11 protein-coding genes are annotated in these 15,484 nt (G+C 57.8%); 1 reads left to right on the top strand and 10 read right to left on the bottom strand.

Going from position 1 to position 15,484, the window contains the following annotated elements; translation table 11 throughout:
- Positions 1 to 22 precede the first annotated feature (22 nt).
- Both K2F33_RS08520 and K2F33_RS08515 read right to left on the bottom strand, forming a co-directional pair.
- Positions 23 to 913, bottom strand: a complete 891-nt coding sequence (locus tag K2F33_RS08520; RefSeq protein ID WP_076172615.1) for a carbohydrate ABC transporter permease — start codon at positions 911 to 913, stop codon at positions 23 to 25.
- Complete coding sequence (locus K2F33_RS08515; protein ID WP_089550423.1) at positions 907 to 1,821, bottom strand: ABC transporter permease; 915 nt, start codon at positions 1,819 to 1,821, stop codon at positions 907 to 909. The genes K2F33_RS08520 and K2F33_RS08515 overlap by 7 nt, the downstream gene beginning before the upstream one ends.
- Positions 1,822 to 2,224: 403 nt before the next feature.
- Between K2F33_RS08515 and K2F33_RS08510 the strand changes: the two genes are divergently transcribed.
- Positions 2,225 to 4,489 (top strand): helix-turn-helix transcriptional regulator, encoded by a 2,265-nt coding sequence (locus K2F33_RS08510; RefSeq protein ID WP_263881431.1) that lies wholly within the window; start codon positions 2,225 to 2,227, stop codon positions 4,487 to 4,489.
- Positions 4,490 to 6,108: 1,619 nt separating this feature from the next.
- Here the strand turns inward: K2F33_RS08510 and K2F33_RS08505 are convergent.
- The 8 genes from K2F33_RS08505 to K2F33_RS08470 all read right to left on the bottom strand — a co-directional run bounded on the left by K2F33_RS08505 (position 6,109) and on the right by K2F33_RS08470 (position 15,448).
- Positions 6,109 to 7,356, bottom strand: a complete 1,248-nt coding sequence (locus tag K2F33_RS08505; RefSeq protein WP_263881430.1) for an N-acetylglucosamine-6-phosphate deacetylase — start codon at positions 7,354 to 7,356, stop codon at positions 6,109 to 6,111.
- Between the two features lie 10 nt (positions 7,357 to 7,366).
- The gene (locus K2F33_RS08500) at positions 7,367 to 8,140 is read right to left on the bottom strand and encodes a glucosamine-6-phosphate deaminase (protein WP_263881429.1); all 774 of its coding nucleotides are present in this window, start codon (positions 8,138 to 8,140) and stop codon (positions 7,367 to 7,369) included.
- Positions 8,141 to 8,178: 38 nt separating this feature from the next.
- Entirely contained in the window at positions 8,179 to 9,069 is an 891-nt protein-coding gene (locus K2F33_RS08495; RefSeq protein WP_263881428.1) for a sugar phosphate isomerase/epimerase family protein, read from the bottom strand.
- 211 nt (positions 9,070 to 9,280) lie between these two features.
- Positions 9,281 to 10,219, bottom strand: a complete 939-nt coding sequence (locus K2F33_RS08490; RefSeq protein ID WP_263881427.1) for a Gfo/Idh/MocA family protein — start codon at positions 10,217 to 10,219, stop codon at positions 9,281 to 9,283.
- A 19-nt stretch (positions 10,220 to 10,238) separates the two neighbouring features.
- Positions 10,239 to 11,264: a Gfo/Idh/MocA family protein gene (locus K2F33_RS08485; protein ID WP_263881426.1), complete on the bottom strand. Its 1,026-nt coding sequence runs from the start codon at positions 11,262 to 11,264 to the stop codon at positions 10,239 to 10,241.
- A 222-nt stretch (positions 11,265 to 11,486) separates the two neighbouring features.
- Positions 11,487 to 12,347, bottom strand: a complete 861-nt coding sequence (locus tag K2F33_RS08480) for a MurR/RpiR family transcriptional regulator (protein WP_145138815.1) — start codon at positions 12,345 to 12,347, stop codon at positions 11,487 to 11,489.
- Between the two features lie 101 nt (positions 12,348 to 12,448).
- Positions 12,449 to 13,240: a hypothetical protein gene (locus tag K2F33_RS08475; RefSeq protein WP_263881425.1), complete on the bottom strand. Its 792-nt coding sequence runs from the start codon at positions 13,238 to 13,240 to the stop codon at positions 12,449 to 12,451.
- A gap of 60 nt (positions 13,241 to 13,300) precedes the next feature.
- Positions 13,301 to 15,448 carry a hydantoinase/oxoprolinase family protein gene (locus K2F33_RS08470; RefSeq protein ID WP_089549249.1) on the bottom strand — a complete coding sequence of 716 codons (2,148 nt, stop codon included), beginning with the start codon at positions 15,446 to 15,448 and terminating at the stop codon, positions 13,301 to 13,303.
- Between the last annotated feature and the right edge of the window lie 36 nt (positions 15,449 to 15,484).

Below are 15,484 nucleotides of genomic sequence, written 5' to 3'. Positions count from 1 at the left end.
GATCAAAATTGGAACATCACAGTTATCCCTTCACCGCGCCGATCATCGATCCTTTCACAAAATATTTCTGGACGAACGGATATATGATCAGGATCGGAATGGTGGATACCATGATCGTCGCAAACTTCAGCGAATCCTCGACCACCATGTTGTCCCCACCGATCTGCGTCACCTGCCCGGAGCTGACGCTTCCGGCAAGCACCAGATTGCGGAGGATGACCTGAAGCGGGAACAGGTCGGGATTGCGTAAATACAGCAGCGGATTCATGAAGTTATTCCAGATGCCTACCGCATAGAACAATGAGATCGTAGCAAACACCGGCTTGGATAACGGCACGATGATGCGGAAGAAGATGCCGATGTCGTTCAGCCCGTCGATCCGCCCCGATTCCTCCAGCTCCTTCGGAATGCCGCTGAAGAACGTCCGCATCAGAATGAGATTCCACGTGCTGACCGCTCCCGGGAGCACCATGCCCCAGATCGTATCGACCAGCCCGAGCGAGCGGACCACCAGAAACGTCGGGATCATGCCCCCGCTGAAGAACATCGTAAACACGATCAATAGCGTAAAGCCCTTGTGAAACGTCATGTCGCTGCGGGACAGCGCATAAGCGCCCATGGACGTAATGATCATCGCAATCGCCGTGCCCAGCACGGTGTAGATGATCGTGTTCCGGTAGGCCGACCAAATTTTTGGGTCTCCCAGCACCAGATCGTACATCCGGAGATTAAAGCCTTTCGGCCACAGCGTGACCTCTCCTTTCATGACGTACACGTCCCCGCTGAGCGAAACCGCAAGCATGTAAACGAACGGATACAGCGTCACGGCGGCGACACCGAGCAGAATCAGCGTATTGACGATGGTAAACAGGCTGATCCTGCGGCGGCCGCGCACCTCCCCTGCACTTACCATAGGCTGGTTCCCCCCAGTCTGCGGCTGATAAAGTTGGCCGAAAAAATAAAGATGAAGCTGATGACCCCCATGAACAGATCGATGGAAGAGGCATAGCTGAAGTTCCCCTGCTCCATCCCGACCCGGTACACATAGGTGCTGATGATGTCCGCCGTATCGTAAATGGCCGGGTTATACATCAGAAATACTTTCTCGAAGCCGATCTCAAGCACCTTCCCGATATCGAGGATCAGGATGATCATGATGGTCGGGGCAATGCCGGGCAGCGTCACATGCCACAGCTTCCGCCACCGATTCGCCCCGTCGATGCTGGCCGCTTCATACAGCTGCGGATCGACCGCGGTCAGCGCCGCCAGGAAAATGATCGTCTCCCATCCGATGTGCTGCCAGATTTCCGACAGGACATAGACCGGCCGGAACCATCCCGGCTCCATCATGAAGTTGACCGGCTTGCCGCCGAGCGCGGTAATCAGCTCATTGATGATCCCCCCATTCGGGGACAGGAACATGATCACCATGCTGGCCACGATGACGTTGGAAATGAAATGCGGAAGATAGCTGACGGTCTGCACCCATTTTTTGAACACGGCATTCCGGACTTCGTTCAGCAGCAGGGCCAGAATGATGGGCGCCGGGAAGCCGAAGACCAGCTTGTAAACGCCGAGCAGCACCGTGTTTTTCATCAGCACCCAGAAATCCGGGTTCTCGAAAAACATCCGGTAATACTTGAAGCCCACCCACTCGCTCGCCCAAATGCCCTTGAACACGTTGTAGTTTTTGAATGTAATCACGAGGCCGAACATCGGTGCATACTTAAAAATCGCGTAATACAGCAGGCACGGGAGAAACAGCAGCCATAAGTATTTGCTTCGTCTCCAGGCCCGCTTCAGCCTGCTCTGCATGGTCATGCCGCTGCGGCGCTTTACGTTCAGGCCCGGCAGGCCTGCTTCAACGATTCCCGACACTTCCGATTGTGCTTGTTTCACCCACATGCGCACCTCCCTCTTTGGTCATGGGCCGTGAAACCCTGTACCCGAATCATACTTGAACGCTTCTCCATAAATAAATCTGCACGTTTGTGAGGATATCCCCTTTTTCCGGGGTCAGCCGGAAGATTGTAGAGATACCCGAAAAGGTGAATATTGTTTGAATGCGAAAATAAATCTTATGATATACATAGATTGAACTAAAGAAAGGAATGTTCTAGGCATCTATTGGGCCGTTATAACAGGAAGTTCAATGCAAAACTTTAGTTCAATCTATATAGGTAACAGAGCGCACACTGCCGGAGGTGTTCAAGAGATGTCACTCATGCTGACGAAAAAACTGGGGTATACGACGCTTTTCACGAAATTGCTGCTTGGATTTCTGGCCGTCATCTTGCTTCTTGCCGCCTTCAACCTGGTTTCCTTCTTCTATTTGAAACGCCAGATCCACCAGGAGATCGTCAAGTACAACGAGCTGAGCATTAATCACGCGGTGGAGGGCTATGAGGATCATTTTCGGCTGACCCGGGAAATGGTGCTCGGTCTGAACCAGAACAGCCTCTGGGCGACCCACATCAATTTGCTCCGGCATGCCAGAGTCAACAAGGCTTACGGCTACGTCAACGACGTCATTGCCGAGATGAAGCAGCTGTACACGAATCCCTTCCTTTATATTGACAACCTCATCATTGACTTCCGAAGCGACGCCTACGTCATCGAGAAGGACGGGACAAGCAGCGCAAATGCGATGTTTAGCACGTATTACATTAGCCCTTCCTACCCGCCGGAGTTTTGGGACCGACAGTTTGACGAATCGTATGCCTACCGCGTGTTTCCGGCTGCCGCCTTTACCGAGAACACAGCGGGCCATACGCTGTCCAAAGGCATACTGATGCCCATGATCATTAAAATGATGCCTTACCGCGACATGTACTTCATCGTCATGATCGATGCCCAAAAGCTGACGCAGGACCTGCACGTTTCGATCAGCGACCAGTTTTATATTTTGAATGCTGACGGGCAACCGCTCTACCAGACGTCGGCCGACATCAATTCGGGTCTCGTCACTTCGTTTGACCCGGGCCGTTCCTATATGCAAACGAAGGATTACTATTATTTTTATAAAAAGGGGGCCGGCACGGGCTTTACCTATGTCAGCCGGGTTCCGGTCCAGAGCATTTCCGGCCAGCTCCTCAATCTGAACCTGATCCTGCTGTCGCTGCTCGCCATCGTCGGCGTCCTGATCGTGCTCACCTTCCTGTTCAGCCGGCGCATGCACCAGCCGATTCGGCTCATCGTCGACGAACTGAAGGGCTACGAGACCGACGCAGGCAGCGGCACGGATAACGAACCCGTTCGCGAAATCGAGCTGATCACGCGAAAGATGCACCACATGCGCATCTCCCACCAAAGCATTTCGCGCGATCTGGCACGCAAAAACTCCATGCTCCGGCATTACGCCTACACCAACAAGCTGAAGAACATCCATATGAACCTGAAGGAGATCCAGGAGCTGACCGATACGAGCCTGCCTTACGTGGTGGTGGTCTACCAGGTGCTGTTTAAGGATGCCTTCGAGCATTATCAGCAGAAAACGGGTAAAGGCTCTTATTACCTCCGCGTGTACGTCGACAATGTATGGCGTCAGGCTTTTCCCGATGCCGTCACGATCCAGACTGAGCCCCATCAGATCCTGACGCTGCTGTTCCTGCCCGATCCGGAAGCGGATCTCACCCCATACATGCAGCGGCTGCTGCAGGTGTTCTCCGTGGACCGTGACAGCTATCTCGTCACGTTGGCCCATGGAGCCGTTCAGCCGGCGGGGGCGGACTTCACGGCTGCGTATGAGCAGGTCCAGGAGCGGCTGAAGCTGCGCCGCCTGGTGGATGAAACGCAGTGGATTCGGCCGGACGCCCCTGACGGCGGAGCGCGAGGCGAGCGCTATCTCAAAGCGATGTGGGAGCAGGAGTTCCAGACCCGCCTGATGAGCGGCAGCGAGGAAGGCATGCAGGAGTGGGTCCGGCGCAGCCTGGACCAGCTCGAGAAGAAGCAGGCGGTGGCCAGCGACTACCGGCAGTTCGCCAAAGATGTGGCGGGCGAGCTGGATAAAGCGCTGCGCCAGCTTCCCGCGGCCGCATCGGCCGATGCCGGCGGCCGCCCGGCGCTCGAGGAGACCCGGCGCTTCTACTGCCGGGCGCAGTACGAGCGCTGGTTCGCGGACCTGCTGCACCCTGTGCTGCAGGGAATCCGGCGCAAGACGGAGGAGCATGATCCGATCACATCGTTCGTGACGGAGTATATGTGCACGCATCTGGACGAGGACATCAACCTCGACATGATGGCCGACAAGCTGAACATTACGTCCGGCTATCTGTCGACGTACTTCAAGGAGAAGACGGGTGTCAATTTCAGCGATTATCTGAACGACCTCCGCATCCGTACTGCCAAGGAGCTGCTGCAGAACCTGGATCTGCGCATCCAGGACGTGGCGGCCCGGGTCGGCTACCGCAACGTGAACTCGTTCATCCGCATGTTCAAGCGCCATGCGGGCATTACGCCTGGGGAGTATCGGCGCAAATATGCATCGTAGAGGGGAGTGATGGCGGGCAGGCGTCCGGTACTTCGGGTGCTCGTGTGGACGCTCCGTGTACGGATCGTTCTTCCGATCGCTGTTGTCTTTGGATTTCTTGACCGGAAACATACCAAGGGTGAAATCCAAAGACAAAGGCGACCGCTTCGCTTCTCCAGATCGATTCCGCCCACTCCGCTGGGTCGAGGTTGGAGTTACGGTGCTAAAGATTAATGGCATGAACGGCCGTCGAACCTCAGCAGGGCCTGCCGCCATCACATGTGGGTAAGTAAAAAACCCCCACCCGGTCTGCGTATCCGGGTGGGGGTTCATGTTTTGGTTCAGCCCGCGCTATGCTTGGGGCTGGATAAGACAAAAGCCACCGCTTCGCTTCTCCAGATCGATTCCGCCCACTCCGCTGGGTCGAGGTTGGAGTTACGGTGCATAAAGATTAATGGCATGAAAGGCAGTTGAACCTCAGCAGGGCCTGCCGCCATCACATGTGGGTAAAGTAAAAACCCCCACCCGAACTGCGTATCCGGGTGGGGGTTCATGTTTTGGTTCAGCCTGCGCTATGCTTGGGGATGTATAAGACAAAAGCCACCGCTTCGCTTCTCCAGATCGATTCCGCCCACTCCGCTGGGTCGAGGTTGGAGTTACGGTGCATAAAGATTAATGGCATGATAGGCCGCCGAACCTCAGCAGGGCCTGCCGCCATCACATGTGGGTAAGTAAAAACCCCCACCCGGTCTGCGTATCCTGGTGGGGGTTAATGGTTTGGTTTAGCGCGCGCCAAGCTTGGGGCTGGATAAGACAAAGGCGACCGCTTCGCTTCTCCAGATCGATTCCGCCCACTCCGCTGGGTCGAGGTTGGAGTTACGATGCATAAAGATTAATGGCATGAACGGCCGCCGAATCTCAGCAGGGCCTGCCGCCATCACATGTGGGTAAGTAAAAACCCACCACCCGGTCTGCGTATCCGGGTGGGGGTTATGTTTTGGTTCAGCCCGCGTTAAGCTTGGGGCTGGATAAGACAAAAGCGACCGCTTCGCTTCTCCAGATCGATTCCGCCCACTCCGCTGGGTCGAGGTTGGAGTTACGGTGCTAAAGATTAATGGCATGAACGGCCGCCGAACCTCAGCAGGGCCTGCCGCCATCAATGTGGTAAGTAAAAACCCCCACCCGGACTGCGTATCCGGGTGGGGGTTCATGTTTTGGTTCAGCCCGCGTTATGCTTGGGACTGAGTATTGGCCTGCGATGCGTGCGTGGTGCGTGGACTAGGGGTATGGTGCGAGGTGAGTACATCGTCGGGAAGAGATGGCCATGACTCATGGTGCGAACGTCATCGGGTGGAGATGGCCGCGATGTGTGGTGTGGGCATATCGTGTGGAGCAGTGCATCGCGTATCGCGCGGGTGTCATCAGGTAGAGAGAGCAGTGCGTATTGTGCGTGCGTCATCGTGTAGAGAGAGCTGCGCGCATCGTGGCGGGTAGCATCATGAGAGAGCAGCGTGCATCCTGCGGGCAGCATCGTGTAGTGAGAGCAGCAGTGTGCATCCTGCTGGCGTTATCGTGTAGAGGCTACGGCGCGTGGTGCTGGAGCTATCGTGTGGCGATGGAGAGCTTGCACCGTGCAGGTCTCATCCCATGGTGCCGGCGTCTTGCGCATCGCGGGCGTCGTACTTCAGCTGCCCGCGCTTGTAAGTGCGAAGGATGCGGATGCCTGCCGCATCCTTCGTGAAGAGCGCCACGTCCGCGGGCGCGCCGGGCGCAAGGCCCTGGGCCGCGGGCAGGCCCAGCAGGCCCGCGGGGCGCACCGAGGCCATCGCCCATGCCTCGCCGAGGCTGGCGATGCCCCGCCCCGCGAGGTGCGCGATGCCGGCGGTCATGGGCAGCGCCGAGCCCGCAAGCAGCGCGGGCTGCCCAGCCAGGTGCAGCCGCCCTGCCGGCGTCAGCGTGACGCGGCCGCCGATATGCGTGTCGTACGTGCCGGACGGCATTCCGCCGAAGCTGACGGCATCGCTGACCAGGATCAGCCGCTCGCCCTTCACCTTGGCGGCAACGCGAAGAAAAGCGTCCGGCAGGTGAAAGCCGTCCGCAATCACGCTCGCCCACAAGGGCTCCTCCGCCAGCTGATCCCATATGTAATTCGGGTGGCGGGGCAGCACCGGGTGGGCGCCGTTGCCCAGATGCGTGGACATGCGCGCCCCGGCTTGAACGGCCGCCTGGATCTGGGCCGAGTTGGCCGCAGTGTGGCCGATCGAGACCAGCACGCCGCTTCCCGTGCACCGCTCGATAAAATCCACGGCCTCCGGCCACTCCGGCGATACCGTGACGATCCGAATCCGCCCTCCGGCAGCCTCCTGCCAGGACTGGAACAATCCCCAATCCGGCGCCCTGACATACTGGGCGTCATGGGCCCCTCTCGGCCCGTCTTCCGGGGAGATAAACGGCCCCTCCAGGTGAATTCCCGCCATATTGTGATTGGGGTCCGTTTCGCACACTTCGGCAATCGTGCCGAGTCCGCTGCGCAGCGCTTCAGCGCTGTTCGTAATCAGCGTGGGCAAATACGAGGTAACGCCCTCCGCCCACAGCCTCTCGTTTAACTGCCGGACGGTGTCCGCCTGCAGCGGATGGGTGTTGAGGTCCAGCCCCGCGTAGCCGTTAATCTGCAGGTCCACAAGTCCCGGTCCGATGAGGGGCAGCTCCTGCCCGCCCCCCTGTGCCTCGGCAACCCGCCGGATCTCCGCCTCCTCCGGTGTCCCGAGCACTTCGTACCCGGCAATCAGCCCGCCTGCCAGGGTGAGCCGGATATGCTCCCCGGTCAGGGCATGAATGCCCTCCAGCCGCGTCAGGGCGTCACGGCCGCCTGCTGCCGTAGGTTCCATGCCGCGGCGGTCAGCCTCCATACGAATCCCGATCCAGGTATAGCGTACAGTTCGGATGCTCCCGCAAAATGGAGGCCGGGCAGGCGGTCGTGATCGGTCCCTCCAGCGTCTGCGTCACCGCGCTGCGCTTCGTCGGGCCCGGCACAATGCAGAACAGGCGGCTGCCGGAGAGAAGCGTAGGGATCGTCAGCGTCATCGCCGTTTCGGGCACCTCCCGGAACCGGTCAAAGCAGCCGTCCCGAACCTGCTGTTCCCGGCACATGTCGTCGAGCTCGACGATTTTTACCGTCTTCGGGTCGTTGAAATCGGCTACCGGCGGATCGTTAAAAGCTAAATGGCCGTTCTCCCCGATGCCGAGGCAGACGATATCGATCGGGGCCTCCTGCAGCAGCGCCGCATACCGTTCGCACTCCGCAGCGGGATCGGCGGAGCCGTCGATCAGGTGGACGGTTCCCGGGCGGACCCGGGAGAACAGCCGAGTATCCAGAAAAGTGCTGAACCGCTGGGGAGCATCTTCGTCCAGTCCGATATATTCGTCCATGTGAAACGCGGTCACCTTGCTCCACTCGATATCTTTATCCGCTGCGAGGTAGTCCAGCAGCTCGTTCTGCGACGGAGCCGCGGCAAACACGATCCGCAGGCTGCCCCGGTCCGCCAGGATCGCCTTCATTGCTTGGGAGACATCGGCTGCCGCCGCTCTTCCCATCTCGTCTCTCGACGCGTACTGCCGGACCTGAAGACGGTCCTTCCACCACTTTTTCTCCGCCAAACGGGGACTGGGCATGATCATTCCTCCTCCATTAATTTACGAACCGCTCTTGCTTATTGCTTGCTTATTGAAATGGAGCTCCGCTCCAGCAGCTCAAACAAGGAATTCAGGCAGTCGATCGTCGCCTCTTCCCCTCCCTCGGAAAAAGCATATCCGGCCGGGCGCTTGAGCTGTTCTTCCGTCAGGCTCGACTGAAGCCTGTAGTGGGTTTCGACCACCAAATAGCCGTCATACCCCTCTTCCACCAGGCGGCGCAGCAGGCCCGCGTAATCCACCTGACCTTTTCCGATCGCCACCGCTTCGGTATGATCTTCCTGCTTGACCGCATCCTTCAGGTGGATGTGACAGATCCGCCCCCGCAAAGCATCGTAGCCGTCAGGATAAGGGACCTCCTGGTCCGGATCCCACAGGTCGTTACCCGGGTCATACAATCCTTGAACATAAGGCGAATCCACCGCCCGGATCAGAGCTGCGGCTTTAGCCGCATTGGAGGCGTAGACCGCCGGATCCGCTTCCAGCGCGTAAATGACGCCATGCTGCTCCAGGATCGGCACCACGCCCTTTAATTCCCGGACAATGTCGTCGAATGCCTCCTCCAGCGGGCCCTCGGCCCAGAAGCTGAAGCCGCGGACATGCCGGGTGCCGAGCCGCTGCGCCAATTCCGCATAACGGGTCAAAATTCCCCGGTGTTCGGCTACTTCTTCCGCATTCCGGAGGTTGCATTTAAACACCGGGGCGGATAAGCCGCTGACCTTCAGGCCAGTTGCCCGGATCGCCGCACCGATCTCCTCTATGCGCGAATCGCTCAGCCGGTACAGCTGCTCTCCGTCCACGGATCGCAGCTCCAGCGCGGCCAGCCCGTATCTGTGGGCAATGCGGATCGCATCGGCGATGTCCTGGGAGATCTCGTCGGTAATGACGCCCAGTTGAAAAGCCGCATTCATGTCGCCCTTCCCCTCCTTTCATCACCATCATTCGTCGTCTATGCAAAATCAGATCATTGCACATCTTCTTGCATGTTTCAGGTAACCCGTTATAGACTCCCAGGGTGCGCTTCGTCCAATCGTCTTAGTCGGGATGCAGCAGCATCTAAGACACCGAGCCGGGAGCGAACCTGGATGGCTTTCACCGTGCCGCACAAAGCAAGCGGCAAAATCAGGAGCTGGCAACCGGGCTGATGCCCGTATCCAGCTTCACGGTTCTGCCGGTCTCCCGGCTTTCGTTGGCCGCCTCCAGAAACGCGATGACTTCCAGCGTCTCCGTCATGTCGATCGGAGCGGCGCCCGTTTGGAACATGCGGATCACTTCCTCCAGCATGCTGGCATAATACGGCTTGCCGTCCGCATACACGTCGACATGTTCGATCCCCTGCTCACGATGAATCAACGCTCCGAAACGGCGGTTGCCCTTCCGGTTGCCGCGCAGCGTTCCGACCCGGCCGTCCTCCCATACACCTACGGCCAGATCATGGTCGGCATTCGTGGTGACCGTGACCTCTTTACACCCTTTGCCCATGCTGCGGTAAAGCATATCGGCGGCATGAATGCCGTACCAGTAAAAGCCCGGCTGCGTGGACTGCAGCTCCATGGGGCCGTAGGTATCCACTCCGATGATGTTCCCCTGATCGGCTGAGTTCAGCGCCCGGCCCAGGCCTTCCGACCAGCGGACGGAGGAGCAGCTCATGAGCGGAATTCCGTGCTCCTGTGCCAGCCGGTACATCGCCTTGGCGTCACGGGTCGTGACGGCAAACGGCTTGTCGATAAAAACCGGCTTTCCATAAGGAACGATCTGCCGGAACTGCTCCAGGTGCACGCGCCCGTCCACGGAGAGCAGCAGGATGGCATCGGCGTTTTCGGCTGCCTCCTGGATGCTCTGGACGATGGGGACGCCGCTGTTGTCCCTGACTTCAGCCGTGAATTTGTCCACCCGCCCGATACTCAGTTCAAAATCCGGCGATCCGCCCGGATAGGCGGCCGTCACTTTCCCGCCGCGCACATGGTGCGGGTGATTCGGGTTGTTCAGCAGCTCGGCAAAGAGCGGCGCATGCGACGTGTCCAGCCCAATGATTGCGATCTTCAGCTCTACTGTACTCATTTCCGTTCATCGCCTCTTCCTACAGTTTGATTTCCTTGCCCGTACGCGAGGACTCGTAAATGGCCAGGATCAGGTCCACCGATTTCCTCGCTTCCTCTCCCGAAATGAGCGGCTCACGATCCTCCCGCACCGCCTGAATCAGGTCGTCGATCAGAATATAGTGCCCGTCGGAAGAAATGGCATTCGGGTCATCCGCACCTTCGGCGGAGCCTTCCGACACGAGCGGGGCTGCATCACCGTCAACCGTTTTCCATACTTTAAAACCGCTGTCTCCGTAAATGATCGTCCCGTGCTCGCCGTGAATTTCAAAACGCGGCTCCTGGCCGGGATTGACCGACGTCGTTCCCTGGATGACCCCAAACGCCCCATTCTTATATTTCAAAACCGCAACCGCTGTATCCTCCACCTCAATGTCATGAATTAATGGAGCCGTGTAGGCAAAGACGCTGTCTACTTCCCCCATCATCCAGCGGATGATGTCGATGCCGTGCACCCCCTGATTCATGAGGGCGCCGCCTCCATCAATGGCCCAAGTTCCGCGCCATCCGGCGCTTTTGTAATATTCCGGGCTGCGGTAGTACTTCAAGTAGGCGTCTCCCAGCACTAATTTACCAAGTTTGCCTTCGTTAATGGCCTTTTTGGTCAGCAGTGCATGCGGCGTGGTGCGTTTCTGGAATACGGTGGCCAGCTTGACGCCATGGCTCCGGCAGGCTTCGATCATCTCGTCCATGTCCGCCTTGGTAATGCCGAGAGGCTTTTCGCACAGCACATGCTTGCCTGCCTCCGCCGCGGCGACGGTTGCATCCCGGTGGCCTCCGCTGGGCACGCAGATGCAGACGATGTCCACGTCACACTCCTGAAGCATTCGCCGGGTATCCGTATATACGTGGGCCGCTCCGAATTCCTCTGCTATTTTTGCCGCTTTTTCCGGAACGGCGTCTACGACCGCCGCCAGCTCCGCTTCCGGATGGCTCACGATGGCTCTCGCATGCAGAGGGGCGATCACGCCGGCTCCAATAATGGCAAAACGCATTTTTTTGCTCATACCAATCTCCTCCCGGTGGGAACCACCTGTAAGTTTACAACCCCATTCTAGTGGGACCCGTCTCCACGGCCAATCGCCCATTCTGCGGCTTTGCGCACAACTTTGGCGTCATCCGCAGGATCGAAGATGAATCCGTAAAGATGTATATGACAGCGCTCTCCGGGACTTGACCGTAAGCCAACAAAAAAAGCGCCCCCTGCCCTCCGGCAGGAAACGCTCTTCTCACAAAAAATAATTTGTGATCGACTGGTCGCTGGCCAGAAGGCCCTCGCTGTCCAGCTTCTTTTTCAAATACTTTTTATCCGAGGAAATAAACACGCTCATGATCAGATCGACCACGAACAGGAACGTAATATGATTGGACATAAAGGCGCTGTTATTGACGGATATTTTATCCGGGACAATAATATCGACGGCCGCGTTCTCCGTAATCGGCGAAGCGTCGTAGCAGGTAATCGCGATCACCTTCGCCTGATTGACCCGCGCGATGGATACCGCATCGATAATTTCCCTCGTTGAACCCGAACGGGAAAAAGCGATGACCACATCGTCCGGACCGCACTGGGAGGCGGCGATCTTCATTTCCCTGCTGTCGTTGATGGCTTCCGCCATCTCGCCGATAATCGCCAGCCGGTTGCGGAGCGCCATTGCCGCCAAAAACGAATCGAACAATCCGATGACCACGATCCGGCGGGCATTCTTCAGCAGATCCACGACCTGGTTCAGCTGCTCCTCCGTCACGAGCGCGGATGTGTTCACGATCAGCTCATTATAATCCAAAGCTAGCGCATCAATGGGATTGATCTCGCGTCTTTCCTTCTTCTTCGCCTGCATATCCCGGTAGAACGCGTCCTGGGCAAAGGCAATCTTGAAGTCGTTGAAGCCTTTGTAGCCGACCTTTTTGCAGAAGCGGTTAATGCTCGTCTCGGACACGCCGATCTCATTCGCAATCGCCGTGATGGTATTGCGGGTAATAAACTCCGGATTATGAATGACAAAGTTGGCGATTTGATTTTCGCCGTAGGTTAACTTTTGGGTTTGCGATACGATTTTGGCGATGACGGCCGGAACCTGTGAAGACATGTGACCTCCTCCTGACCTACCTGTGGGAAAATAGCTAATCCGGTAACCCCCGCTAGCACACCCCATTATATCATACAAGGGAAGGTATTTAGAAAACGATGTCACAACGCCGCCGCATGGCCGCTCTTCCAAGCCTCGACTTCCCGGTAAAAGGCTTCTTCGCTTAAAGAACCGGTTTGGATCAGGAAGGCGTAATCCAGTACGTTCGGCAGGAAAGGCAAGCCCATCATCTCCTTGCAAAAGGCGTGGGCAGCGATTTCGCTGCACTGAACAACGCTCGAGCGCTTCACCAGCCTCCTGCCCAGCCGGAACACCTCGACCGGCTCCAGCATGTCGTTCGTAAACTGCCCGGCCCGGTACTCCACATAGTGAAAAAATTCATGCGCCAGGTGGATATCGACCAGCCGCTCCAGCTCATCTTCCTGAGGGGCGGGTGGGCGCTCCGAATGTGGATCTGGCGTGCGCCCTGACGGCTGCAGCGCATTGCCTGGGCCTGATTTCGCGTCCGCCGAATGATTTGCCTGTTCTCCTGGGCTCATGACCGCCCGGTATGCATCCGCCATACCGCGGAGAGATGCGGCGTAAACGACCACCTCTGGCGGTGTTTTGTTAAAATCGATCTGCGCCCGCAGAGAGAGCTGATGAAACGTACCGGAGCGGTCGGTGATTTCGTAGCGGAGGCCTTCCCTGCGGTACAGCTCGCGGATGGACATGCCCCGGCAGGCCTGTGCCGCTTCCCTGCCCCTTTGAAGCGACCTGTCCACATAATAGGCCAGGCGGTCCTTGGGAATTTTGCGGTACAGCGGGTCCTTGGTGAGCTCCGCATGGGCGAGCAGCTCATCGGTCAGTCCAAGATGTTGAACATTCCAACCGTATCCCTGGAACTCCGGCATGCCTTTCATCCCCCTCCTCGTGTTCTAACCTTGATCTATCTCTTCATCTCTTTAGCTGTTCTATTGGTACGCAATGACGATCATTTCGTCCTCGGACTTCAGCATCTCCGTTTCAAGCGTGAGAATCGACAGCAGTTGCTCCTTCGTCTGCATGCCGGTCAGATCCAGCATTTTCTCTTTATAAAAGGCAAACACCTTCGGGATCGTCGCGTTGGCGTCGGAGTAAATCGTATTGTCGTCCAGAAATTCGTTAAGCCGGTCATCAGCCGCAGCTTTCGTGACTTTCGTAAATTGGACGCCGCTCTTCTTGAAGCGGACAACCCCTTCGCGGTCCAGCACGGCGACGTAGTTGACCTTCTTCTTCATCAGGCCGAACAGGGACTTCTTCGTCTGCTCCGCTTCGAACAGACTCCACCGTCCGCTCTGTGCCGCCAGCCGGGTGTTCTCCGGCGATTGGTCGACCGAGCTGGCCGCGACCGCCGTCATTTCTTCCAGCGGCATCGCCTGCTGTCCGAGGTCTTTGGAGCGCAGCTCGGTCGAGCCGGTTGCGATAGCCCGCAGAATGTTCTTCTGGCTGTCGATTTCAATCGTGACCTCCACCGTCTCCTCGCTGGCTCCCGATTGGACGATCCGCTCCACGATGTCGGCACGGATCCGCTTGATATCCTCTTCCGTCGGATTGACGACGGTCCGCTCCAGCTGCTCTTTGACCATGGCCAGCGCCACCCCGATCGTGGAGACATAAGGCGCGTTGCTGGCGATCTGGCTCTTGAAGCCTTCCCGTTCGGCCATCGCCGGCACCAGCACCGCCCCGCTGCCGCCACCGCCAACGAGCGTAACGAAGGCCCGGTCCAGCTCATAATCCTGAATCATTTCATTTACGGTTTTCATCGTTTTATCGATTGCAATGTCCATCACCTTGCGCGCGGCTTCCTCCACGCTCAGACCGACGTGTGCGGCAAGGGCTTCCCATGCTTTTACCGCCGCTTCCTTGTTACCATATGCATAGTCGCCCTCCGGCACGTAGCCGAGGATGTTGGCTGCACCCGCCAGCGTATACGAGAACTCCCGTCCATTTCCGCACTCGCAGATGGCGTATTCGGCCGGATCGCCTTCCCGGGGGCTGACGAATTTCACCTTCGGACTGACGATTTCGTCCGCCGGTGCAAACGCCTCGTACTCCTTGCCGGCGATGTGCGCGCTCCGCGGACCGACATCAGTAATTTTGCCGCTGGACACCTTGATCATGCTGCCGCCGGCAATGCCGAGCGTGCGGACGTCCAGCGACTGCAGGTACGTGCGGTGGCCGCCGACCTGGGCGTTCTGGATCATGACCTTGCCGTTTTTAATGACGGAAATGTCCACGCTCGTTCCGCCGACCTCGAAGAAAATGCCGTCCGAAATTTTCTCATACATCAAAGCGCCCGCCACCCCGGCCGCGAGGCCTGACAGCATCGTCAGAATCGGGCGCTTCCGTACCTCATCGATGCTCATCACGCCGCCGTCGCAGCGCATGATCATCAACTGGGACTGGATATTGGCGTTTTTGACGGACTTCTCGGTCATGTTGGCCGTTTCCATCATTTTCGGAATCAGGGATGCGTTAACGACCGCCGTCCGCGTCCGCGTCTTCAGCCCGTACAGCTGGGAAATTTCGTGGCCGCCGGTGGCATAGATGCCCTTGCGGTTCGCCAGTTCAATGACCCGCAGCTCATTGGTCGGATCGTCGACGCTGTACGCCTCGGAGGCGACGATGACTTCGGCCCCCTGCTGAACCAGGGCGTCGATGGCGGTTTCAATGTCTGCGTCAGTGAGATTTTTGGAGTCGAGGAACGTATGATATGTTTTCAAAAACTTGCCTGGCGCCAGCTCAATATCCCCCGGATTGGACTCGGACCTTGCGCTCATGCCGTCGAGTCCCGTGCCCATACCGATGATGCCGACTCTGGCCACATCCCCTTCAAGCAGGGCGTTGGTCGCCTGGGTTGTCCCATGGGCGATAAATGTGACATCCTCCGGGAGAATGCCCTGGCTCTCCAGAATCCGGTTCAATATCTGCACGATCCCTTTCGCCACACCGTCCTCATCATGGTGCGTCGTCGGGATTTTCATTTTGCCGATGACTTCAAACGTTTCGTTATCGATGACGGCCGCGTCCGTAAACGTTCCGCCGACGTCGATGCCTACCCTTACTTTTTTTCTCTCCATGTTACCCTCCTGAAGTCAGGACAGGGGAAGGCCCGC

Source organism: Paenibacillus sp. PSB04, assembly GCF_025809195.1.
Taxonomy (GTDB): Bacteria; Bacillota; Bacilli; order Paenibacillales; family Paenibacillaceae; genus Paenibacillus_AQ; species Paenibacillus_AQ favisporus.
The sequence above is the reverse complement of the archived record's forward strand: the minus strand, read 5'-3'. Positions and strand labels throughout refer to the sequence as shown.

What these genes read in the sequence shown, in the direction of transcription:
- K2F33_RS08520 (WP_076172615.1), bottom strand. Translation starts at nt 913, where the DNA reads ATGGTAAGTGCAGGGGAGGTGCGCGGCCGCCGCAGGATCAGCCTGTTT.
- K2F33_RS08515 (WP_089550423.1), bottom strand. Translation starts at nt 1,821, where the DNA reads ATGACCATGCAGAGCAGGCTGAAGCGGGCCTGGAGACGAAGCAAATAC.
- K2F33_RS08510 (WP_263881431.1), top strand. Translation starts at nt 2,225, where the DNA reads ATGCTGACGAAAAAACTGGGGTATACGACGCTTTTCACGAAATTGCTG.
- K2F33_RS08505 (WP_263881430.1), bottom strand. Translation starts at nt 7,356, where the DNA reads ATGGAACCTACGGCAGCAGGCGGCCGTGACGCCCTGACGCGGCTGGAG.
- K2F33_RS08500 (WP_263881429.1), bottom strand. Translation starts at nt 8,140, where the DNA reads ATGCCCAGTCCCCGTTTGGCGGAGAAAAAGTGGTGGAAGGACCGTCTT.
- K2F33_RS08495 (WP_263881428.1), bottom strand. Translation starts at nt 9,069, where the DNA reads ATGAATGCGGCTTTTCAACTGGGCGTCATTACCGACGAGATCTCCCAG.
- K2F33_RS08490 (WP_263881427.1), bottom strand. Translation starts at nt 10,219, where the DNA reads ATGAGTACAGTAGAGCTGAAGATCGCAATCATTGGGCTGGACACGTCG.
- K2F33_RS08485 (WP_263881426.1), bottom strand. Translation starts at nt 11,264, where the DNA reads ATGAGCAAAAAAATGCGTTTTGCCATTATTGGAGCCGGCGTGATCGCC.
- K2F33_RS08480 (WP_145138815.1), bottom strand. Translation starts at nt 12,347, where the DNA reads ATGTCTTCACAGGTTCCGGCCGTCATCGCCAAAATCGTATCGCAAACC.
- K2F33_RS08475 (WP_263881425.1), bottom strand. Translation starts at nt 13,240, where the DNA reads ATGCCGGAGTTCCAGGGATACGGTTGGAATGTTCAACATCTTGGACTG.
- K2F33_RS08470 (WP_089549249.1), bottom strand. Translation starts at nt 15,448, where the DNA reads ATGGAGAGAAAAAAAGTAAGGGTAGGCATCGACGTCGGCGGAACGTTT.